Genomic DNA, 21,507 nt, shown 5'->3' on the forward strand with positions numbered 1-21,507 from the left:
CCGGGTAACAGGAGAGGGATATGCAAGCAGTCATACAGCCACTTTTAAATTTAAATGAATATCAGGAAATCAGAAGCCGCCTTCCAAAGAACAGGGGTGTTCTGCAGCTGTCCGGCTGCATTGAATCCCAGAAAGCCCATGTGATGTACGGCCTGTTTGAGGGCATGAGGCAGGACGGGAAGCGGGACAATACCAATTGTCTCATCATTGCCGAAAATGACCTGAAGGCAAAAGAACTCTATGAGGATTACCGTTTTTACGACAGGGAGGTGCTTCTCTACCCTGCAAAGGATCTGATTTTCTTCCAGGCAGATATCCACGGAAATCTGCTGACGAAACAGAGGATGCAGGTGATCGCAGCCCTTCTGCAGAAGAAAGGTGTGACCGTCATCACCAGTATGGGCGGCTGCATGGACTATCTGCTGCCGCTGTCCGTCATTGAGCAGCACGTGCTGCATTTTAAAAATGACAGTGTGCTGGACCTTCAAAAGCTGAAAAAAGATCTGATCAACATGGGATTTGAGTACAGCGCCCAGGTGGAAGCGCCGGGACAGTTTGCCATCCGCGGCGGTATTGTGGACCTGTTTCTTCTCACGGAGGAAAACCCTATTCGAATAGAATTGTGGGGCGATGAGATTGATTCTATCCGAAGCTTTGAGACAGAGAGCCAGCGCTCCATAGAAAATCTGGAGGAGATCACCATCTATCCCGCGGCGGAAATGGTGCTGACCCAGGAGGTACTGGAAAAGGGCTTAAAGGCCATTGAGAAGGAAAAGAATACATCTGTGAAAAAGCTCCGGGAGGCATTTCTCACAGAGGAGGCAGGCAGACTTAAAAACACGGTGGAGGAAGCGGTAAATGCCATGAAGGAGTTCGAGGACTTTGCGGCAGCAGAACACTTTATCCGTTATTTTTATAAGGAGCCTGTGACATTTCTGGACTATTTTGATGAGGATAATACCCTTGTATTCCTGGATGAGACAAACCGTCTTCTGGAAAAAGGGGAGGCTGTGGAGACAGAATTTCGGGAGAGCATGAAGAACCGCCTGGAAAAAGGCTACCTCCTTGCCGGTCAGACAGACCTGCTGTGCGGATGGAAAAAGGTGGTCTACCGTCTGAACCGGAAAAACTGTGTATCCGTCTGTACCATGGAGCAGCAGAAAGCAGACTGGGAAATAAACGGACAGTACCGCACAGTCACAAAATCTGTGAATTCCTATAACAACAGCTTTGAGCTGCTGGTTAAAGATCTGAAATACTGGAAGAAGAACGGCTACCAGGTGCTTCTCCTCTCCGGTTCCAGGACAAGGGCCCAGAGGCTTGCCCAGGACCTTCAGGAACAGGAACTCAACAGTTTTTACACGGAGGACATGGACAGAACCATATCCCCGGGTGAGATCATGACCGCCTACGGCCACGCAAAGCGCGGATTTGAATACCCGCTGATCAAATTTGTCCTGATCACCGAAACCGATATTTTCGGGCAGGAGAAGAAAAAGCGCAGGAAGAAGACTGAGTACAGCAGAAAGAAGATCCAGAGCTTTTCCGAACTGAATGTGGGCGACTATGTAGTCCATGAAAATCATGGCCTTGGTATTTACCGCGGCATTGAGAAGGTCACGGTAGACAAAATCGTTAAGGATTATATTAAGATCGAATACTCCGGCAGGAGCAATCTTTACATTCTGGCAACCCAGCTTGATATGCTGCAGAAATACGCCGGAGCGGATGCGAAAGCGCCGAAACTCAACAAACTGGGCGGTCAGGAGTGGAAGAAGACAAAGACAAGGGTAAGAGGCGCTGTAAAGAACATTGCCAAGGATCTGGTGGCGCTCTACGCTGCCAGACAGTCCCAGAACGGCTATCAGTACGGGCCTGACACAGTGTGGCAGAAGGAATTTGAGGAGATGTTTCCCTTTGAGGAGACGGAAGACCAGCTAAATGCCATTGATGCTGCAAAACACGATATGGAGAGCAGGAAGATCATGGACCGCCTGGTCTGCGGCGACGTGGGATACGGCAAGACAGAGATCGCCATCCGGGCAGCTTTCAAAGCCGTGCAGGAGAGCAAACAGGTAGTGTATCTTGTCCCCACAACCATTCTGGCACAGCAGCACTACAACACTTTTATCCAGAGAATGAAGGATTTTCCGGTCCGTGTGGACCTGCTCTGCCGTTTTAAAACACCGGCGGAGCAGAAGAAGACCATAACAGATCTGCAGAAGGGATTGGTGGACATTGTTATCGGCACCCACCGTCTTCTCTCAAAAGACGTAAAATACAAAGACCTGGGCCTTCTCATCGTGGATGAGGAGCAGCGATTTGGCGTGACCCATAAGGAGAAGATTAAAAGTCTGAAGGAAAATGTGGATGTTCTCACGCTGACAGCCACTCCTATTCCGAGAACCCTGCACATGAGCCTGATCGGTATCCGTGACATGAGCGTATTGGAGGAGGCCCCCATGGACAGAACTCCCATACAGACCTATGTCATGGAGTACAATGAGGAGATGGTCCGGGAAGCTGTCAGCCGGGAGATCGCCCGGGGCGGCCAGGTCTATTACGTTTATAACCGGGTCAATGACATAGATGAGATCACCAACCGGGTAGCAAAGCTGGTCCCGGAGGCAAATGTGGCATTTGCCCATGGACAGATGCACGAGCATCAATTGGAGAAGATCATGTATGGTTTTATCAACGGTGAGATTGATGTGCTTGTCTCCACCACCATCATTGAGACGGGTCTGGACATCTCCAATGCCAATACCATGATCATCCACGATGCGGACCAGATGGGCCTGTCCCAGCTCTATCAGCTCAGGGGCCGCGTGGGCCGTTCCAACCGCACCGCCTACGCATTCCTCATGTATAAGAGGAACAAAATGCTCAAGGAAGTGGCGGAAAAACGCCTTCATGCCATCCGTGAGTTCACGGACCTGGGAAGCGGCTTCAAGATCGCCATGCGTGATTTGGAGATCCGCGGTGCCGGAAACTTACTGGGCGCGGAGCAGCACGGCCATATGGAGGCAGTGGGATATGACCTTTACTGCAAGATGCTGAGTGAGGCGGTAAAGGAGGCAAAAGGAATCAAACAGCAGGAGGACTTCGAGACAACCATCGACATGGATATGGATGCCTTCATCCCTCCCCGCTACATTCCAAACGAATACCAGAAGCTGGACATATACAAACGCATTGCCGGCATAGAGAACCAGGAGGAGTACGAGGATATGCTGGAGGAGCTCATGGACCGTTTCGGGGAGCCGCCGAAATCCGTACAGAACCTGCTGGCGATCGCCAATCTGAAGGCCCTTGCCCACAAAGTCTATGTGCGTGAGATCAAACAGAACGGCACAGAGGTGAAAATTTCCATGTTTGAGCGTGCAGAACTGGACGCTTCAGGATTCCCGGCTATTCTGGAAAAATATAAGAACAACATGACCATGCGTATGGAAGGCCAGCCATATTTCCTGGTATCTTTAAAGGGCCGCAGGCCAAAAGAGATTCTGGACGCTATGGAAATATTGTCCGGTATTCTCCACGAATTTGAGGGGATTTTACAGGAAAAAGAGGAAAATCCCTTGCCCTGAACGGAAAAAAAGCTTATACTATAAAGCGTCGGCGCACCCTATGGCCGATGCTTTATCTCATACCCCTTGGGGAAACAGGAAAACACAGGAGGACTTTATGAATAAATTTACAAAAACTCTCGCCTGCGCGGGACTTGTAGTGGTTCTGGGAACCACAAGCCTTGCTGGCTGCGGGAAATCACTGGACGGAACGAAAATAGCTGCTACCTGCGGTGATGATAAAATAACTCTGGGAACGGCCAATATGATGCTTCGCATGACACAGGCACAGATGGCCTCATACTATTCCATGTTCGGCGGCTCCACAGCCGGAATCTGGGATCAGGAAGGCGAGGACGGCAAAACTTACGGTGAAAACACCAAAGACGACATGATGGACCAGATACATAACATGGTACTCTTAAAACAGCATGCCAAGGACTATGACGTGACCATCACAGAGGACGAGCAGAAAAAAATCGAAGAGGCAGCCAAGAAATTCATGGATGACAACGATGCAGACACCATTGCCAAGCTGGCTGTCAGCCAGTCTGATATTGAAACCATCCTGGAGTTCTACACCTACCAGGAAAAAATGTACGACCCCATGACTGCTGATGTGGACACCAACGTGGAGGATTCCGAAGCTGCACAGAGCAAAATAACCGTCTGCCAGATATCCACAGCCGGAACCCAGGATGAGGAAGGCAAAACCGTGGAACTGACCGATGAAGAAAAACAGGCCAAAAAAGATCAGGCTCAGGCCGTCCTTGACAAAATCAATGCCCAGGAAGACCCGGCAGCCGCAGATATGGATGCCCTTGCCAAAGAGGTGGACGAGAACCTGACTGCATCCACCAAAACCTTCGGCAGCGACGACACTGCCCTGGACGATAAACTCAAGGAAGCCGTTAAGTCCCTGACCGACGGACAGGTAGCCCCTAAAGTCATTGAAGGCGAGGACGCCTACTATGTTGCCCGCATGGATGCCACCTTCGACGAGGACGCCACTCAGTCCAAAAAAGAAAGCATCGTCACCGAGCGCAAACAGGAAGCCTACAATGACCTCCTGAAAGAGTGGGGCAAAGACACCAAAATAGACGTAGACAAAAAAGTCTGGAAAAAAGTAACCTTAACTGATTCCGACTCCTATACCTTCAAACAGCCTGAGACCACCGACACAGGTGACACCGGAGCCGCTGACACCGGCGACACCAACACAGGCGATACCGGAGCTACTGACACCGGCGACACCAACACAGGCGATACCGGAACCGCTGACACCGGCGACACCAATACAGGCGATACCGGAGCCACTGACACTGACAACACCGACGCAGCAAACGCCGAGTAACACTATCTTTAAATACCGGGTAATCACTATCCACCGAATAACTAAAACTGCAGGGTCCAGCCAACCAACTGAACCCCTGCAGTTTTTTTACTCCAGCCGCATCCAAAGTCAGGTAAAAGAGGCGCGGGGCCGGGGGCGGGAAAGCATTCCAGGCAGGCGAGGCTGAGCCGCTCGGAGCCTCGAGCAGGCCTGGAATGCTTTCCCGCCCCCGGCCCCGCGCCTCTTTTACCGTCCCTTTTGCCCTCCCTTTTCCACAGCCATATCCATAAACCTCCTCCCCCCATCCGTCAAAAACTTATTCCTATGCCATACCACATAATGCACCCTCTCAAACCCCTCATCCTCAATCTCCCTCTTACAAACCCTTCCCTCCGATATTTCCCTCTCCACCAGCATCTCCGGCAGCACTGCCACACCAATCCCTTTCTGCACCCCTTTAATGATCGCCTGCGTACTGGCGCTCTCCCAGAGAGGCTCCGGCGTCATCCCTCTCACTGCAAACACATGGTCCACCAGTGTCCTGCCCACGCTCCCCTTCTCCCTTGCAAGAAGATCATACTCCTTTAAATCCCTTACAAACACCTTCTCTTTAACCGCCAGCTCATGCCCCACAGGCACAATGAGCACCAGCCTGTCCTCTGAGAAAGCCCGTGTCTCCAGCTCAGGCTCGGAAATCCCCCCTTCGATCAGGGCAAGATCCAGCTCATTATTCAGCAGCCCTCTCTGCAGGTTCCCCGCATTGGAGATCATCACCTTAACCTTCATGTCCGGCCGCTCCCTGCAAAATGCACTTACCAGATCAGGCAGAAAAAAATTCCCGAGGGAAATACTTGCCCCCACCCGTAGCACACCAAACGCGTCCCCGTTCAGCAGTCCCTTTTCCATCCTATCAAAGGACTCCACAATATGAAGTGCCTGTGCATAGAACTGCCGCCCGGCTTCCGTTACGAACAGCCTTCTGTTCATCCGGTCAAACAATCGTACCCCGTAATGCTGTTCGATCTCCTGGATCGTTCTAGTAACAGCAGGCTGTGTCATGTGAAGGGTTTTCGCTGCCTGTGTGATATTTTCCAGCCGGTAAACCTCCAGAAAAATCTTCATATGTCTTATCGTCATGTTTTTCCTCCGATTCATAACTAAAATGATATTATATCAATAAAATAATAGCATTTTACATATTGATACACAAGGGATATGATGAAGAAAAGGAGGCATTATAAGGAAATGGAAAAGACAGAGACAAAGAAAAAAAATCTGCTGCTGAAGTTGTTTTTCAGTACTCTGTATATCAGCAGTTTTACATTTGGCGGGGGATTTGTAATTGTCACATTTATGAAGAGAAAGTTTGTGGATGAACTCCACTGGATAGATGAGCAGGAAATGCTGGATCTGGCGGCGCTTGCCCAGTCCTCACCGGGGGCCATTGCCGTAAACGCCGCTATTTTAGTGGGCTGGCGTGTGTGCGGGTTTGCCGGGATGCTGACAGCGGTGCTGGGGACCATTCTTCCGCCCATGCTCATCCTGTCCGTTATATCATTTTTCTATGCAGCATTTGCCAGCAATGTGTATGTGGCATTGGTGTTAAAGGGGATGCAGGCAGGTGTTGCCGCAGTGATCCTCGATGTGGTATGCGGGCTGGGGAGCAATGTGTTCAAAGAAAAAAGCGGACTCAGCATTGGCATTATGGCAGCGGCCTTTGCAGCTACTTTCTTCTTTGACGTGAATGTCATTTATATCATTCTGACTGCCGGTATCATCGGGGCAGGGAAGGCATTATGGATATACAGAAAGGGGAAGACAGCATGATCTATATAAAGTTGTTTTTAAGCTTTCTTCAGGTGGGAATGTTCAGTGTGGGCGGCGGCTATGCGGCAATGCCCCTGATCCAGAATCAGGTGGTGGAGGCGCATAAATGGCTGACCATGGGTGAGTTTACAGATCTGATCACCATAGCGGAAATGACTCCCGGCCCTATAGCTGTCAATTCTGCCACATTTGTGGGAATCCGGATAGCCGGCTGGCAGGGGGCTGTCATCGCCACCTTTGGCTGCATTCTGCCATCCTGTCTGATCGTATCCCTGCTGGCCTACATTTATTACAAATACAAAGGCGTATCTGCCATGCAGTCTGTACTGGCCTGTCTGAGACCGGCTGTGGTGGCCCTCATTGCGGCGGCAGGTATCTCCATACTGCGCGTGGTGCTTTTCGCGGGCTCAGGGATCAGCCTGCAAGCAGTCAACTGGGTCGGGGCGGGATTGTTTCTGGCAGCTTTTGCGGTGCTGCGAAAACTGAAATGGAATCCCATTTTGGTCATGAGCCTGTGCGGCGTCCTGAATCTGTGTATTGGGATCATAAGCGGAATGTGATGGAAACACAGGCCGATTATATCGTTTCCTTTTTCCTGTACTGCATGGGTGTCATCCCATAGGTCCGGCAGAAGGCCCGGGTAAAATAGTTCTGGTCCCCATAGCCGCAGGAAAACGCGATTTCTCCGATGCTGAGGGACGTACCCCGGAGGAGTCTGCATCCGTTTTCCAGACGTACCTGGCAGATATAGTCATGGATGGAAATGTGATAGGTTTCCCTGAATTTCCTGGTCAGGGAGGCCCGGCTGCAGAAAAACTGGCGGCAAAGGTCATCAATGGTGAGTTTCTGGTCATAGTGCTTTTGGATGTAGCTGTGCACTTCACTGACAAGCTCATTTTTAGACAGATTCATACGGTTGCTGAGTGTAATGTACTGGGCACAGACTTCCATGATGGTTACCAGAGAGTCAATGGTCCCCTGTTCCCGGACAGGAATGCCGGCAATGGCCTCCTCAAGGGCATTGGCATCGGTTACAAGGGGAAGGGCCATCTCATAAGGCGTCCGGTCTGCATCCGGTCCGGCCTCCAGCGTCTGTCCCATCATCAGATAACCGGTGAGGGTGCCGAAGCTGTACAGAGGGGCAACAGCCTCATAAAGTCCGAAATGACATTTATAGATATGGAGCTTTTCCTGTTCGCGCACACGTCCAAAGGCCATGGTATCATGTTCCACGCAGAGGCGTTTTCCCTCCGGATGCTTCTGGATCAGACCGCAGAAGCATCCCAGTTCCCTGGGATAGGCGGCAATTTCCCGGAAATTCGTATCATAAATGCTGATGCGGAAACCGGATATGTGATATAGCTCTTTCAGTATACGTTCAATAGACAGGGACTGCTCCATATGTTTTCTCCTTTGCATAAAAAAACTGGTGTAAAATCGGATTGTCCGTATCTTACGCCAGTTTTTTCTATTAGTCAAGTTCTGTTTACATATTTAGCCACGATCTTCTTCATTTCCTCCATCTTCCGTTCCATATCCGCCACAAGCGTGATCTGTGTCCTGCAGCGGTCCAGGTTGTGATGCTCCCTGTGGATGCGGAAATAGGTATCTCCGTTCAGATAATCTGTCAGGAAACGCATTCCGCACTCCAGGGTCAGAAGTTTGGCGGAGAACGGGAGAAGGCGGATCTCTTCATCTGTCAGGGATGCACCTGCCTCGGAGAGAAAACCGGCTGTGTAAGCCTCGAAGAGACCGAGATCCATAGAGACAAGAGAAAGATTCTGTTCATCCTCGTCAGCGGTGCTTGCGCCGAAACGAATGCTGTCACCGAAATCATAGAGCACGGAACCGGGCATAACGGTATCCAGGTCGATGACGCAGATTCCCTCGTCGGTATCATTGTCCATCATAATGTTATTTAATTTGGTGTCATTGTGGGTAACGCGCAGGGGAAGGCGTCCTTCCTTAATGGCGTCTACCACAACAGCACCGTCCGCCTTCCGGTCCAGGAAAAACCGGATCTCTTTTTCTACGGAGGCAGCCCGGCCTGCTTTATCTTCTGCCACTGCTTTTTCAAAGAGCTCATATCGGTTCACGGTATTGTGGAAATCCGCAATGGTCTCATGCAGCGTATCAGCCGGATAGTCAGCCAGCAGCTTCTGGAAATGTCCGAATGCTTTTGCCGCGTTGGTGAAGAGTACCGGACGGTCCACGGACTGGTGGCAGGTAGCATTTTCAATGAAAAGATAGCTTCTCCAGAATCCGCCGTCACTGTCCTCGTAGAGGAGCTTCCCGTCACGCGTGGGGACAAGTGTCAGTGTCTCACGCTGAGGGTCACCGCCCTGCTCCTGTATTTTTTTCCGGAGGTGGGAGGTGACGCCCTGGATATTCTCCATCAGGCCCTGAGGGTCTGTAAAAATAGTGGTGTTGACTGCCTGCAGAATGTAACGCACGGGAGGTTTTGTCTCCCGTCGGAAATACACGGCATAAGTGGCGTTAATATGTCCGCATCCAAATGGCTCCGCGTAGATAAAGTCACCGTCAAAGAGGAAAGATTTTACAATTTCGTTTTTGATCTTATCCAGCATTTTCATTCTCCTTTTCCGTTCCAGAGGGTTTCCGGGTATACGCCCTCGCCGATCATCTGCTCAATGAAAGCTACAATTTTTTCTTTATCCTCATGGTAGGTGACGCCATACCATTTGGCTGGGGTGTCCATAACCTTTACATCACATTTTCCGGCATCCATCAGCTCCTGAACAACGGAGGGCAGGAAAAATTCTTTTTTCGCAAGGCCGTCTGTGCTGTCTTTAAAGAACTTCTGCATCTGCAGTTCGATCTCACCGAATATATCAGGGGTAAAGCCCCAGCAGTTCATGGACACAATGCTGTTCTCATCAATGTCCGTCCAGCCCTGGCCCTCCTCGTAAAATTGTGTCTGTCCCTGGTTCCGCTGTATTTTGGTCCGCTCGGTAACCGTGGTCAGATATCCGTTGTCAGCAGTACACACACCTCTTGCCACGTGGCCGTTTTCCGTCAGGGTATTCCTGAGAAGGTAGCCGGCCATGCAGTAATGATATTTGGAGGTATCTTCGGGCTGTTCCAGGAAGAAATCATGAAGCAGCCTGAATGCTTCCCTTCCATAGAAATCATCCGCGTTGATGACAGCGAAAGGACCGTCCACCAGATTCCTGCAGCTCCACACCGCATGGGCTGTGCCCCAGGGTTTGGTGCGGCCTTCGGGAACCTTCACGCCCTCGGGAACCTCTGTGATCTCCTGGAACGCATATTCCACCGGAATGACTTTTTCCAGGCGTTTTCCCACGGTCTCACGGAATACATCCAGGTTTTCTTTCTTAATGATAAATACCACCTTGTCAAATCCGGCCTTGACGGCATCGTAGACGGAGTAGTCCAGGATAAATTCCCCGTGTCTTCCCACCGGATCAATCTGTTTCAGCCCGCCATATCTGCTTCCCATACCAGCCGCCATAATCACCAATGTCATCATATCTACCTTCTCCTTTTCCTTTCGTGTGCTTTGCTTTGTTAATTCTTATTATATCGAAAACAGGTATGGATTCTATGGAATTTCGTATCAAAATTAGCATTATCGGATAAAAAGAAGAATAGTGCTAATATCCAATGAGAGATAAAGGATTGCAGAAAAAAGATATATGGTTCATAATAAAAGACGGAACTGTCAGTCCCGAATAGCGGCAAAGTCAGGTGAAAAGCATGCAGACATACCATGCTGTCTGCCGCAGAGATCCGGAAGGCTTACAGTGATATGCTAAAGAGGAGTTGTGAAATATGAGCAGTTTTGAGAAAGATCTATCTAAGGGAAATGTGGTAAAACAGCTGATCCTGTTTGCCGTCCCGTTTCTGGTGTCCAATATTATCCAGTCCTGTTATAATGTAGCGGATATGCTGATCGTGGGAAATTTCAGCGGTACGGTCAGTATGTCCGGCGTGAATATCGGAGGCCAGGTGACATTTATTCTGACGAATATTGTAGTAGGGCTCTGTACAGGAGGAACCGTACTCATAGCCCAGTATCTGGGGGCGCAGAAGAGGGAGGAGATGCGCAGGGCCGTGGCAACACTGATGACCACCCTGATCTGCGCCGCTGTCATCATTACTGTGGTGTCCCTTCTTCTGAAAACACAGATACTGGGGTGGATCCGCACACCGGAGGAATCCTTTGAGGAGGCCAGCCGCTATCTGACGGTGACTCTGACGGGTATTATCTTTATATTCGGCTATAATGTGCTGTCAGCAGTTATGAGAGGAATGGGGGACAGCAAAAGGCCCTTTTATTTTGTCCTGATCGCCTGTGTGACCAATATCGTCCTGGACCTGGTACTGGTGGCGGGCCTGGGATGGGGAGCCTTCGGTGCCGCGGTTGCCACCGTGATTTCCCAGGCGCTGAGTATGATCCTGTGCATTATCTATATGGTAAAGAACGGGTTTGTCTTTGATTTCCGCCCCTCCTCCTTCCGCATTTATAAACGGGAGCTGGAGATGATCTTTAAGATCGGCACGCCGGCAGCCATTCAGAATGGAGTGACCAGCTTTTCCTTTCTGATCATAACGGCACTGGTAAACTCCATTGGAGGTGTCAATGCATCCGCGGCCGTTGGTGTAGTGGGAAAATTCAACGGGTTTGCCATTATGCCTGCAGTGGCTATGGGAAGCTCCATTTCCACCATGTGTGCCCAGAATGTAGGGGCAGGGCAGTGGGACAGGGTGAAGAAGACCTGCAGAGTGGGAACCCTGGCCGCAGTGGTCTGCAGTTACCTTATTTTCATTCTGGTCAGAGTATTCCCGGAGGATATCCTGCGGCTGTTTGACAGCAGCAATGCGGAGATGATAAAGATCGGTGTGGAATATATCAGTACCTTCAGCTTTGATTACCTGCTCGTGCCGCTCTGCTTCTGTCTGAACGGTCTTTTTATCGCCACAGGACACACCACATTTACACTGATGAATTCCATGCTCTCCGCGCTGCTTCTGCGGATTCCGGCCAGCGTGTTCTTCGGCAGTATTATGGGAATGGGAATCATGGGTGTGGGAATCGGCGCTCCGGCAGCTTCAGCGGGCAGCCTGGTTCTGATCGTGTGGTTCCTGCTGTCCGGAAGATGGAAGAAAAATGTGGTGAAAGGCGGCTGATCCGGAACGGCTGCAATACCGGTACTTTTTTGAGCGGCTTTCGCGTAAACTAGAAGAAAGACGGGACAGCCGGTGAGTGTATGAGGATTTTGCTCTTTTTGTCGGAAGTTATCATTCCGCTTATTCTGTTTTACATAGTGGGATTTGGAATCCTGATGAAATGTGATGTGTACGAGGATTTTGTGAAAGGTGCAAAGGATGGTCTGAAGACAGTTGTGCAGATTCTCCCCACCCTCATAGGTTTGATGGTGGCCGTGGGGGTTCTGCGGGCATCTGGATTTCTGGATATGCTGGGCGGACAGCTTGGCAGGCTGACCGGAGCAGTGGGATTCCCGGCCCAGCTTGTTCCGCTGACTATAGTGAAAATGTTTTCTTCCAGCGCGGCCACAGGACTGGTACTGGATATTTTCAAAGAATTCGGGACGGATTCCAGGATTGGATTGATCGCCTCTGTGATGATGTCCTGTACGGAGACTATTTTCTATACCGTCTCCGTCTATTTTATAGCTGCAAAGGTAAAAAATACCCGCTATACCATACCCGGCGCTCTGCTTGCAACACTTGCAGGCATTGCGGCCAGTGTATGGCTGGCGGGGATGATGACTGTGTAGACAGCCATGGAAAAACACATGTTACGGGTCCGGCATGCCGGGCTCCTTTTTTACGCCAGATATTTCTCCAGGATACGATACAGCTCCCGCAGGTCGATGGGCTTAGACACATGGCCGTTCATTCCGGCTTCCAGCGCCTGCTCCTTGTCCTCCGCGAATGCGTTGGCTGTCATGGCGATGATAGGAAGCTCCTGCAGATCCGGTCTGCCTGTACTGCGTATCTTTTGTGACGCTTCGTATCCGTCCATGACAGGCATACGGATATCCATCAGCACAAGGCTGTAATATCCGGGTGCAGAGGAGGTTACCATGTCCAGTGCCTCCTGCCCGTTTACTGCTGTGTCTATCCGGGCATTTGTGACGGAGATCAGTTCTTTGGCTATCTCCAGGTTCAGTTCATTGTCTTCCACAAGAAGAAGGCGGCGGTCTGAATAATCTGCCTGTTTCTCTGATTCGGTGGCGGACATAAAGGGAAGTTCCTTGAAGGGATCAGGCCGGAGGGTATGGGGAACATCCTTTTTAAAGGGCAGTTCAATATAGAAGGTAGTTCCCTCACCTTCCCTGCTTTCAACACGGATATTTCCGTTCATCATTTCCGCGATATTCTTGGTGATGGCCATGCCAAGGCCGGTTCCCTCCATATGGGAAGCTCTGGGTGCGTCGGAGCGCTCGAAGGGCTGGAAAAGCCGCTGCAGAAACTCCGGAGACATGCCAATGCCCGTGTCTGAAAAGATAAAGCGGAACCGCACGGTATCATCCGAACCGGAGGGGATTTCCTGTACCTTCACGCGGATTCTGCCGCCCGGGTCCGTGAATTTTACAGAGTTTCCCACTATATTCAGGAACATCTGCTTGAACCGGAGCGGGTCGCCGATCAGGTCTTCGTGTTTGACTTCCTCCATATCCACAGTAAAGTCAAAATTCCCGCTGGCGATCTGGGGCTGGATGATTCCCGACAGAGTATCGAGCAGTTCCTTCAGGTTAAAACTTTCGCTGTTCAGTGTCAGCCTTCCGCTTTCAATTCTGGACATGTCAAGGACATCATTGATCAGGGAAAGCAGATGCGCAGAGGAGGAGGAAATCTTCTCAAGGCAGTCCCGTACTTTTTCCTTTTTATCAATATGGGCAAGGGCGATCCCCGTCATGCCGATGATAGCATTCATAGGCGTCCTGATATCGTGAGACATGTTGGACAGGAATACGGACTTCGCCTGATTGGCCCGTTTGGCTTCGTCCAGTGCTGCCTCCAGTTTCTTTTTGCTTATCTGCTCTTTGGCAAGTATCTCTTTGTTTTTTTCATCAATAATGCGCTGCCGTCCCGTAAAGTAAATCGTACAGAAACACAACAGCAGAACAACCGTCACCAGCACAGCGGCAATGATAAAATTCCGGAAAGAGCGGGTGGTGGTCTCCAGCACATTGGCCGGCACTGTGACCAGCAGGTACCAGGAGCTGTTGCCTACGGGCATATACACCAGATAATTGCGTTTGCCCATCCAGGAAAAGATCAGGGAACCGGATGCGCAGGCAGCCATGTCATTTCTAAGCTGAGTATCCGGCTTCGGTCCCTTCAGGTCGGACTGCGCCAGACTGTCCAGATAATTGTCTGTTATCATCATGGAGTATTCATAGTGCGGTTTCAGAAGGATATTTCCCTCTTTGTCTATGACCGTGGCATAGCTCTCTTCCGTATATACATTCAGAGCCAGAAGATATTCCAGCTCGTCAAAAGCAGGTGTCATGAAGATACCCGCTATTTCTGAGGCGCTTTCCATGCTTTCCTCAAGTTCCACATAATATAAAAGTTCATCCCCGATTCCAAAATTCACAATAGTCATGCTGTCATTATCAATGTATCCGGCTTTCTTTTCCTGAAAACTCAGGTCCTTCAGGCTTCCGGTGTCTCCGTCAACAGTCATGTACCCGCCCTCTTTATCCATGATCCCGGCAGTACGGTATTTCCAGATATTCTGTCTGCCCTTGAAATAGTCAAGAATATCTTCCCGGCTGACATATCCGTTGCGGTTCGCAGCCTCCAGGCAGCTTTCCAGGACAGAAAAATATTTGCTGTTCATCTGATCGAAGTGTGCGTCAAGCTGGGTGCCGAATGCGGACAGATTGCTCAGGTTGTCCCTCTCCACACCGAGGCGTATCTGCTGGAAAAAATAGAAAGCGATAATAAGTACCAGAACGGCAGCAGTCGTGGTGCTCAGGATGAAAGTTTTCCGCTTCTTAAACATATAACCCCCGATTATTTTTTTAGCGGTGATTCCGCGTATTTACCTGTATTCAGTATACCATATGGGGGTGGGCGGTTGCAATGATATAAGAGGAAGGGTGTTTTTTTAAATAAACATCCGGAATTTCTCAAAAAGCGTGTTGACAACTTTATAGTCAGATGTTACTATGGTAGCACGCTAAAGTGAACGAAGCACAATACATATACTTATAAGGCAGAGCATACATGACATTATACAGAATAAAGAGCAGCAAAAGTGCAGCATACAGTATGAAAAATAACGCAGAAAGGCAGGGTCAGCAGATGAGATATTATGATAAGGTAACACCGGACGGAACAAAAGATTTGCTGTTTGGAGAGTGTGACCAGCGTTCTCAGGTGACAAAAACCCTTAAGGACCTGTTTGGAGCCCAGGGTTATCGGCGGGTGATGACACCTGCATTGGAATTTTATGATGTGTTTGGAAAGGCGGCAAAATATCTGCCAAAGGAGACCATGTACAAACTTACAGACCATAAGGGAAGGCTTATGGTACTGCGTCCCGATTGTACAGTGCCCGCGGCCAGATTGGCGGCTACCCGGTTAAAGGGGATGCCGATGCCGCTCCGTTTATTTTATAACCAGAATATTTACCGTATGTTCCCGGAATTGAAGGGAAAGAGTACGGAGATCAACCAGGTGGGCATTGAACTGATCGGCGGAGTGCCTCTGCGAAGCGACCTGGAAGTGGTAGAGCTGGCATCCAGAAGCCTGGATATCATAAGCGGAGGCAAATACCGCCTGGAGCTGTGCCATATCGGATACTTTAAGGCCATCATGGACAGCCTGGATGTGGATGAGGATACCAAGGAGGACATACGTTTCCAGATCGAACAGAAGAATTATGCCTCCCTCACAGACATGCTGGGAAAATACCAGGACAGCCGCGCTGCACAGGCGCTGTTGAAACTGCCGAGACTGTTCGGCGGGTCTGAGGTGTTTGAAAAGGCATATGAACTGTTTGATGAGAACGGTGCCCGTGAGAGCCTGGATTACTTAAAGGGTATTTATGAATATCTGCAGACACTGGGACTGGGAGATAAAGTGATCATTGATCTGGGCCTTGTGAACCTGGCAGAGTATTATACAGATCTTATTTTCCGGGGATATTTCCGGGGAATCGGGGAGCAGGTGCTGTCCGGCGGGCGTTACGATACGCTCATTAAGGAGTTTGGGGAAGACCACTGTTCTGTGGGCTTCTGCATCAATGTGGACCTGGCAAGCCAGAAGGTTCAGCCTATGCCGGAAGCCATACCGGAGGTTTTGGTATTCGCACCGGATATGAAATTTTTATCAAAAGCAGTCCACCATCGCAGGACACTGGAGGACCAGGGCGTGCTGACGGAGAACTGTGTTTTTGATACCATGGAAGAAGCCTTTGATTATGCGAAAATGAGAGGGATACCGAAAGTACACCTGGTGGGAGAAGATATCACAGTTTGTTTAACCCGTACAACTTCCGGCAAATAACCGAGTCATCCGGTTATTTATCCTGAGTTATCCTGAGAAAACAGGTACGGCCCTAGATAAGATGTGACCGCACTGTGCAAAATTACCGTGCGTGGATTGAAACAAACACTGGGAGGCAGAAAAATGAAACCAATTAGAATCGCCCTGACAAAAGGGCGTCTGGAGAGTAAAACAATAGATATGCTGGAGCGCCTGGGATATGACTGTACCAACGCGCGGAAAAAGGGCAGAAAACTGATCATGCCCATAGGAAACGGCGAGATCGAGGTGGTGCTTGCAAAGGCTGCCGATGTGGTTACCTATGTGGAAAGCGGCGTCTGCGACATGGGTGTTGTGGGAAAAGACACCATTATGGAAAAGGGAGGCACCTTCTATGAAGTGGCTGACCTGGGATTCGGAAAATGCAGGTTTGCCCTGGCAGTTGTAAAAGGAAAGAACCTGTACGAGGGCTACCACAACCTGACCATTGCCAGCAAATACGTGAATGTGGCGAAGAACTTCTTCGAGCAGAAGAGTATGGATGTGGATATTGTAAAGATAGAGGGCAGTGTTGAGCTTGCTCCTGTTCTGGGGCTGGCAGATGCCATTGTAGATATCGTGGAGACGGGAACCACACTGAAAGAGAACGGCCTGGTGGTTGCTGAGGACGTATGCCCTGTAAGCGCCAGACTCATCGTAAATATTGCCAGCATGAAGCTGCGGAAAAAAGAGATCGAGTGTCTGATCGACAAGATGGAAAATGATGTGCAGAAGCGCAGGGAAAAGGAGGCGTAGACCATGGCATATACGATTCCGGAGAAGTTAAAACGGCTGGAGATATATGAACCGGTAACAGAGATATACGATATCCGCCTGGATGCCAATGAGAGCTTTCAAAATCTGCCGGATGATATCCGCAGGGATGTGCTGAAGGCTGTGGAGCAGGTGGAATTTAACCGCTATCCTGACCCCTTTGCCACAAAGCTCTGTGAGAAATTCGGACGTTTCTTTCACGTGAAGCCCGAACTTTTGACCGCGGGAAACGGTTCGGATGAACTGATCTCCCTTATTGTGCCTAATTTTCTGGAGAGCGGGGACACCATGCTGGTGGCCCTGCCTGATTTCTCCATGTACACCTTCTATGCGCAGATGAACAACATCCGTGTGGAAGCCCTGCAGAAGGCAGAGGATATGGTGACCAGTGCTGCGGATATTCTGGAACGGGCGAAAGCGAAGAATGCCAGGCTGCTTATATTTTCCAACCCCTGCAACCCCACGTCCCTGAAGCTGTCCAGGGATGACATCATAACCATCATCGAGGGTACGGACGCCCTGGTGATCGTGGATGAAGCGTATATGGATTTTGCGGAAGGCTCTGTTCTGGACGTAATAGAAAAATACGATAATCTCATTGTGCTGAAGACATGTTCCAAGGCCCTGGGTCTGGCCGCCATCCGTCTCGGATTCGCCGCCGCCGGCAAAGAGCTGACAGATATCCTGCACGCTCTGAAGTCACCGTATAATGTGAACTCTCTGACACAGGCTGTGGGCTGTGCCATTCTGGATCGTCCGGATTACATCAGGAGCTGTATCCGTTCGATCCAGAAGTCCAGGGATGAACTGTATCAGGAGCTTTTGGGGCTTAGGGAGAGAAAATCAGACATCCTGAATTTATATCCGACAACCACAAACTTCATTTTCATGAAGGTGAAAAACGCGGATAAAGTATTTGAAGAGATGAAAAAGAGGAGTATTTCCATCCGGTATATGAGCGGTTACCTGCGTGTGACTGCCGGAAGAAAAACAGAGAATGAAGCGGTTATCCGCGTGCTGGATGATCTGTTGAATTGAAAATAAACGGGTAACTGTTCAGCACTCTTACAGTTACAGGAAAGGAGGAAGCTGATTGAGAATCGGAGAGATTACAAGAAAGACAAAAGAGACAGACATCAGGCTTAGATGGAATCTGGACGGCACCGGCCGTTACATGGGAACCTGCAAAGTGGGTTTTTTTGACCATATGATGCAGGCTTTCTGTGTACATGGCGGATTTGATATGGATCTGGATATGAAGGGTGACCTGGAGGTTGACTGTCACCACAGCATTGAGGATCTGGGCATTGTTATGGGGCAGGCATTTGTCAAGGCTCTCGGAGATAAGGGTGGTATCCGCAGGTACGGCAGCTTCTTTATTCCCATGGATGAGGCACTGGGATTCTGTGCCCTGGATATAAGCGGCAGGCCATTTCTGGTGTTTGACGCGGAGTTTGCAAATCCTTCTGTGGGAACCCTGGACTGCTGTATGGTAAAGGAGTTCTTCCGCGCGTTTGCTTTTAACGCCGGAATCACCCTTCATCTGAAATGTCCCTACGGAGAAAATGACCACCATAAGATTGAGGCTCTTTTTAAGGCCGCAGCGCACGCACTCAGGGAAGCGCTGGAACCAAATGGAGGAAAAATACTTTCGTCAAAGGGGATGTTGGCATGATAGCGATCATTGATTACGGGGCAGGCAATCTTTTCAGTGTGAAAAATGCCCTTGATTTTCTGGAGGAGGAGAGCATCATCACTGCAGACTGCAGGGAGATACGCTGTGCGGATGCTGTGATACTGCCGGGAGTCGGGGCTTTTCCGGATGCCATGCATATGCTGAGAGAACAGGGGCTTGCAGAAGTCATAAAAGAGGAGGCACAGAAAAAGCCGCTTCTGGGCATTTGTCTTGGTATGCAGATGCTCTTTGAAAAGAGTTATGAGTTTCAGGAGACGGAAGGTCTTGGGCTGATACCGGGCTGTGTACAGCTTATTGACGGAGGGGGCTTAAAGATTCCCCATATGGGCTGGAATGACCTGACGGTCTTAAACCCCTGTGCCATGACGGAGAACATGCCAAAGGGCGCGTATGTATATTTTGTCCATTCCTTCCGCGCAGATACCGGTGATGAGAACATTTCCTGTTACACCATCTACAATGAGCGGATTCCCGCTCTGGTACACCGGGGGTATGTGTACGGCGCCCAGTTCCATCCGGAGAAAAGCGGTGCCGCAGGTCTGGAACTTTTGAAAAATTTCGCAAGGCTGGTGAGAAAATGATTATATTACCTGCAATTGATATAAAAGATAAAACATGTGTGCGGCTTGTAAAAGGTGACTATGCCACTGCGCATCAGGTGGCTGAAAGCCCTTATGAGACAGCTGACTCCTTCCGGGAAGCCGGTGCCGCCTGGATCCACATGGTGGATCTGGACGGAGCAAAGGACGGAAGGCCGGTCAATGAAGAGATCTTTGAGAAAGTGGCCGGGGAGTCAGGCCTGAAAGTGGAGGTGGGCGGAGGGATCCGCAGTATGGATACCATTGAACGGTTTCTGGAAAAGGGTATTTCCAGGGTCATTTTTGGTTCTGTGGCGGTCAAAGACCCCTCCCTTGTAAAAGAGGCGGTCTGTAAGTTCGGTGATAAGATCGCAGTCGGTATTGATGCCAGGAACGGTATGGTGGCCACAGAGGGGTGGCTTGAAAAGAGTGATGTTACATATCTGGATCTGGCACGGGCCATGGAAGACGCCGGGGTGAAAACCATTATCTATACAGACATTTCCAGAGACGGGACACTTTCGGGTGTCAATACAGAGCAGCTTGGAAAGCTGAATGAGGCGGTATCCTGCGATATCATTGCCAGCGGCGGTGTCCGTTCCATTCAGGATATCCTGGACTGTAAAAAACTTAACTTATACGGGTGTATCTGCGGAAAAGCCGTTTACACCGGAGCGCTTGATCTGGCCTTGGCTATAGAAAAGGCAGGTGAGCAGACATGTTAGCAAAGAGAATTATACCCTGCCTGGATGTAAGAGACGGCAAAGTGGTTAAGGGCGTGAATTTTGTGGGTATCAAAGAGGTGGGAGATCCGGTGGAATGCGCCATTGAGTACGACAGGCAGGGAGCAGATGAAATCTGTTTTCTGGATATCACAGCGACCCATGAGGGAAGAGGAACTATGGTTGATGTGGTATCCAGAACGGCAAAACATGTATTTGTACCCCTCACAGTAGGGGGCGGCATCCGCACAGTGGAGGATTTCAGGGAAATCCTCCGTGCCGGAGCTGACAAGGTTTCCGTCAATTCAGCAGCAGTCAGGAATCCGGAGCTTATCAGGGAGGCGGCTGCCATATTCGGAAGTCAGTGCGTGGTGGCTGCCATTGATGCAAAAAGGGATGAGAAGGGCAAATTTAAGGTCGTGGTGAACGGCGGAAGGATAGATACAGGTCTGGATGCCATAGAATGGGCACAGAAGTGCCAGCAGCTTGGAGCAGGCGAGATTCTCCTCACGTCCATGGACACAGACGGATGCCGTGACGGTTTTGATCTGGAACTGACTAACGCAGTCTGTGACGTGGTGTCCATACCGGTCATTGCCAGCGGCGGCTGCGGTAAGCTGGAGCATTTTTCAGAGGTTTTCAGGGAGAGCAAAGCAGATGCGGCACTGGCGGCTTCCCTGTTTCATTTCCGGGAGCTGACTGTGGAACAGGTAAAAGAGCATCTGAGAGAACAGCAGATTCCGGTCAGGAGGTAGACGATGGATGTAGAACGTTATTTTCAAAAAAGTGAACTGATACCGGCTGTTGTGCAGGAGGCAGGTACCGGGGAGGTGCTGATGCTGGCCTACATGAACCGGGAAAGCCTTGAAAAAACATTTGAGACCGGATATACCTGGTTCTACAGCCGTTCCAGACAGGAACTGTGGAACAAGGGAGCAACCTCCGGCCACATACAGAAGGTGATTGATATCAAAGCAGACTGTGATGATGACACCCTGCTCATAACAGTGATCCAGACAGGCGCGGCCTGCCATACCGGTGCACACAGCTGTTTCTTTAAAGATATATGGAAAGAAAAAGGAGGACGCCCCTTATGATGGACGTAATAAAAGGCCTGTACGAAGTGGCCCTGGAACGGAAAGGCACAAAACAGGAAGGTTCTTACACCTGCTATCTCTTTGAACAGGGATTGGATAAAATACTGAAAAAATGCGGTGAGGAGTGCAGTGAAGTCATCATTGCAGCCAAAAACGGAAAAAATGAGGACACGGCCAACGAAATCTGTGATCTTCTTTATCATCTGATAGTCATGATGGTGGAGAGCGGAATCTCCATGGATGAGGTGGAGGAGATCCTGGAGCAGAGAAGACAGAAAATCGGGAATTTGAAAAAGTTCCATGTCAGTGACCATGAATCATAAATAGAAAACAGGCGGAGAAAACAAGGGGCGGCTGTCCCG

The 21,507-nt window shown here is 50.0% G+C and carries 20 protein-coding genes; 15 read left to right on the forward strand and 5 right to left on the reverse strand.

Annotated features, from left to right (window positions below; translation table 11 throughout):
- The first annotated feature begins 20 nt into the window (after positions 1-20).
- Entirely contained in the window at positions 21-3,590 is a 3,570-nt protein-coding gene (gene mfd / locus LC508_RS21395; protein ID WP_103732644.1) for a transcription-repair coupling factor, read from the forward strand.
- A 97-nt stretch (positions 3,591-3,687) separates the two neighbouring features.
- Positions 3,688-4,923: a peptidyl-prolyl cis-trans isomerase gene (locus LC508_RS21400; RefSeq protein ID WP_225305244.1), complete on the forward strand. Its 1,236-nt coding sequence runs from the start codon at positions 3,688-3,690 to the stop codon at positions 4,921-4,923.
- Between the two features lie 225 nt (positions 4,924-5,148).
- On the opposite strand, the gene LC508_RS21405 is transcribed toward LC508_RS21400, so the two are convergent.
- The gene (locus LC508_RS21405; protein WP_103733284.1) at positions 5,149-6,039 is read right to left on the reverse strand and encodes a LysR family transcriptional regulator; all 891 of its coding nucleotides are present in this window, start codon (positions 6,037-6,039) and stop codon (positions 5,149-5,151) included.
- A 108-nt stretch (positions 6,040-6,147) separates the two neighbouring features.
- Between LC508_RS21405 and LC508_RS21410 the strand changes: the two genes are divergently transcribed.
- Positions 6,148-6,729 carry a chromate transporter gene (locus LC508_RS21410; protein WP_118593844.1) on the forward strand — a complete coding sequence of 194 codons (582 nt, stop codon included), beginning with the start codon at positions 6,148-6,150 and terminating at the stop codon, positions 6,727-6,729.
- Entirely contained in the window at positions 6,726-7,289 is a 564-nt protein-coding gene (locus LC508_RS21415; RefSeq protein ID WP_033142140.1) for a chromate transporter, read from the forward strand. Before LC508_RS21410 ends, LC508_RS21415 begins: the two co-directional genes overlap by 4 nt.
- A 16-nt stretch (positions 7,290-7,305) precedes the next feature.
- Here the strand turns inward: LC508_RS21415 and LC508_RS21420 are convergent, their stop codons facing one another.
- The 3 genes from LC508_RS21420 to LC508_RS21430 all read right to left on the reverse strand — a co-directional run bounded on the left by LC508_RS21420 (position 7,306) and on the right by LC508_RS21430 (position 10,240).
- Positions 7,306-8,130, reverse strand: a complete 825-nt coding sequence (locus tag LC508_RS21420) for a PocR ligand-binding domain-containing protein (protein ID WP_052099555.1) — start codon at positions 8,128-8,130, stop codon at positions 7,306-7,308.
- A 74-nt stretch (positions 8,131-8,204) separates the two neighbouring features.
- Entirely contained in the window at positions 8,205-9,317 is a 1,113-nt protein-coding gene (locus tag LC508_RS21425; RefSeq protein ID WP_181014400.1) for a phosphotransferase enzyme family protein, read from the reverse strand.
- A gap of 2 nt (positions 9,318-9,319) precedes the next feature.
- Complete coding sequence (locus LC508_RS21430) at positions 9,320-10,240, reverse strand: nucleotidyltransferase family protein (protein ID WP_103731218.1); 921 nt, start codon at positions 10,238-10,240, stop codon at positions 9,320-9,322.
- A gap of 302 nt (positions 10,241-10,542) precedes the next feature.
- Between LC508_RS21430 and LC508_RS21435 the strand changes: the two genes are divergently transcribed.
- Positions 10,543-11,901, forward strand: a complete 1,359-nt coding sequence (locus tag LC508_RS21435; RefSeq protein WP_033142107.1) for an MATE family efflux transporter — start codon at positions 10,543-10,545, stop codon at positions 11,899-11,901.
- An 80-nt stretch (positions 11,902-11,981) separates the two neighbouring features.
- Complete coding sequence (locus LC508_RS21440) at positions 11,982-12,512, forward strand: spore maturation protein (protein WP_033142108.1); 531 nt, start codon at positions 11,982-11,984, stop codon at positions 12,510-12,512.
- A 50-nt stretch (positions 12,513-12,562) separates the two neighbouring features.
- Here LC508_RS21440 and LC508_RS21445 read toward each other — a convergent pair whose 3' ends face one another.
- Entirely contained in the window at positions 12,563-14,752 is a 2,190-nt protein-coding gene (locus LC508_RS21445; RefSeq protein WP_052099556.1) for an ATP-binding protein, read from the reverse strand.
- Positions 14,753-15,054: 302 nt separating this feature from the next.
- Here LC508_RS21445 and hisZ point away from each other — a divergent pair, with 302 nt between their 5' ends.
- The 9 genes from hisZ to hisE all read left to right on the forward strand — a co-directional run bounded on the left by hisZ (position 15,055) and on the right by hisE (position 21,468).
- Complete coding sequence (gene hisZ, locus LC508_RS21450; RefSeq protein WP_225305245.1) at positions 15,055-16,260, forward strand: ATP phosphoribosyltransferase regulatory subunit; 1,206 nt, start codon at positions 15,055-15,057, stop codon at positions 16,258-16,260.
- Between the two features lie 123 nt (positions 16,261-16,383).
- Complete coding sequence (gene hisG / locus LC508_RS21455; RefSeq protein WP_033142109.1) at positions 16,384-17,034, forward strand: ATP phosphoribosyltransferase; 651 nt, start codon at positions 16,384-16,386, stop codon at positions 17,032-17,034.
- Positions 17,035-17,037: 3 nt separating this feature from the next.
- A complete protein-coding gene (hisC, locus tag LC508_RS21460) occupies positions 17,038-18,090 on the forward strand; it encodes a histidinol-phosphate transaminase (protein WP_103731216.1) in 1,053 nt (350 codons plus the stop codon).
- A 55-nt stretch (positions 18,091-18,145) separates the two neighbouring features.
- Positions 18,146-18,727 (forward strand): imidazoleglycerol-phosphate dehydratase HisB, encoded by a 582-nt coding sequence (gene hisB / locus LC508_RS21465; RefSeq protein WP_054350415.1) that lies wholly within the window; start codon positions 18,146-18,148, stop codon positions 18,725-18,727.
- Positions 18,724-19,329: an imidazole glycerol phosphate synthase subunit HisH gene (hisH, locus tag LC508_RS21470; protein WP_033142112.1), complete on the forward strand. Its 606-nt coding sequence runs from the start codon at positions 18,724-18,726 to the stop codon at positions 19,327-19,329. The genes hisB and hisH overlap by 4 nt, the downstream gene beginning before the upstream one ends.
- Positions 19,326-20,051: a 1-(5-phosphoribosyl)-5-[(5-phosphoribosylamino)methylideneamino]imidazole-4-carboxamide isomerase gene (hisA, locus tag LC508_RS21475; RefSeq protein ID WP_103731215.1), complete on the forward strand. Its 726-nt coding sequence runs from the start codon at positions 19,326-19,328 to the stop codon at positions 20,049-20,051. Before hisH ends, hisA begins: the two co-directional genes overlap by 4 nt.
- Positions 20,045-20,803: an imidazole glycerol phosphate synthase subunit HisF gene (gene hisF / locus LC508_RS21480; protein ID WP_033142114.1), complete on the forward strand. Its 759-nt coding sequence runs from the start codon at positions 20,045-20,047 to the stop codon at positions 20,801-20,803. The genes hisA and hisF overlap by 7 nt, the downstream gene beginning before the upstream one ends.
- Before the next feature lie 3 nt (positions 20,804-20,806).
- Positions 20,807-21,145 carry a phosphoribosyl-AMP cyclohydrolase gene (gene hisI / locus LC508_RS21485; protein WP_033142115.1) on the forward strand — a complete coding sequence of 113 codons (339 nt, stop codon included), beginning with the start codon at positions 20,807-20,809 and terminating at the stop codon, positions 21,143-21,145.
- The gene (gene hisE / locus LC508_RS21490; protein WP_181014399.1) at positions 21,142-21,468 is read left to right on the forward strand and encodes a phosphoribosyl-ATP diphosphatase; all 327 of its coding nucleotides are present in this window, start codon (positions 21,142-21,144) and stop codon (positions 21,466-21,468) included. The genes hisI and hisE overlap by 4 nt, the downstream gene beginning before the upstream one ends.
- The last annotated feature ends 39 nt before the right edge of the window (positions 21,469-21,507 follow it).

Origin of the sequence: Blautia parvula (assembly GCF_020215665.1) — a bacterium.
Lineage (GTDB): Bacteria > Bacillota > Clostridia > Lachnospirales > Lachnospiraceae > Blautia > Blautia celeris.

What these genes read in the sequence shown, in the direction of transcription:
- mfd (WP_103732644.1), top strand. Translation starts at nt 21, where the DNA reads ATGCAAGCAGTCATACAGCCACTTTTAAATTTAAATGAATATCAGGAA.
- LC508_RS21400 (WP_225305244.1), top strand. Translation starts at nt 3,688, where the DNA reads ATGAATAAATTTACAAAAACTCTCGCCTGCGCGGGACTTGTAGTGGTT.
- LC508_RS21405 (WP_103733284.1), bottom strand. Translation starts at nt 6,039, where the DNA reads ATGACGATAAGACATATGAAGATTTTTCTGGAGGTTTACCGGCTGGAA.
- LC508_RS21410 (WP_118593844.1), top strand. Translation starts at nt 6,148, where the DNA reads ATGGAAAAGACAGAGACAAAGAAAAAAAATCTGCTGCTGAAGTTGTTT.
- LC508_RS21415 (WP_033142140.1), top strand. Translation starts at nt 6,726, where the DNA reads ATGATCTATATAAAGTTGTTTTTAAGCTTTCTTCAGGTGGGAATGTTC.
- LC508_RS21420 (WP_052099555.1), bottom strand. Translation starts at nt 8,130, where the DNA reads ATGGAGCAGTCCCTGTCTATTGAACGTATACTGAAAGAGCTATATCAC.
- LC508_RS21425 (WP_181014400.1), bottom strand. Translation starts at nt 9,317, where the DNA reads ATGCTGGATAAGATCAAAAACGAAATTGTAAAATCTTTCCTCTTTGAC.
- LC508_RS21430 (WP_103731218.1), bottom strand. Translation starts at nt 10,240, where the DNA reads ATGATGACATTGGTGATTATGGCGGCTGGTATGGGAAGCAGATATGGC.
- LC508_RS21435 (WP_033142107.1), top strand. Translation starts at nt 10,543, where the DNA reads ATGAGCAGTTTTGAGAAAGATCTATCTAAGGGAAATGTGGTAAAACAG.
- LC508_RS21440 (WP_033142108.1), top strand. Translation starts at nt 11,982, where the DNA reads ATGAGGATTTTGCTCTTTTTGTCGGAAGTTATCATTCCGCTTATTCTG.
- LC508_RS21445 (WP_052099556.1), bottom strand. Translation starts at nt 14,752, where the DNA reads ATGTTTAAGAAGCGGAAAACTTTCATCCTGAGCACCACGACTGCTGCC.
- hisZ (WP_225305245.1), top strand. Translation starts at nt 15,055, where the DNA reads ATGAGATATTATGATAAGGTAACACCGGACGGAACAAAAGATTTGCTG.
- hisG (WP_033142109.1), top strand. Translation starts at nt 16,384, where the DNA reads ATGAAACCAATTAGAATCGCCCTGACAAAAGGGCGTCTGGAGAGTAAA.
- hisC (WP_103731216.1), top strand. Translation starts at nt 17,038, where the DNA reads ATGGCATATACGATTCCGGAGAAGTTAAAACGGCTGGAGATATATGAA.
- hisH (WP_033142112.1), top strand. Translation starts at nt 18,724, where the DNA reads ATGATAGCGATCATTGATTACGGGGCAGGCAATCTTTTCAGTGTGAAA.
- hisA (WP_103731215.1), top strand. Translation starts at nt 19,326, where the DNA reads ATGATTATATTACCTGCAATTGATATAAAAGATAAAACATGTGTGCGG.
- hisF (WP_033142114.1), top strand. Translation starts at nt 20,045, where the DNA reads ATGTTAGCAAAGAGAATTATACCCTGCCTGGATGTAAGAGACGGCAAA.
- hisI (WP_033142115.1), top strand. Translation starts at nt 20,807, where the DNA reads ATGGATGTAGAACGTTATTTTCAAAAAAGTGAACTGATACCGGCTGTT.
- hisE (WP_181014399.1), top strand. Translation starts at nt 21,142, where the DNA reads ATGATGGACGTAATAAAAGGCCTGTACGAAGTGGCCCTGGAACGGAAA.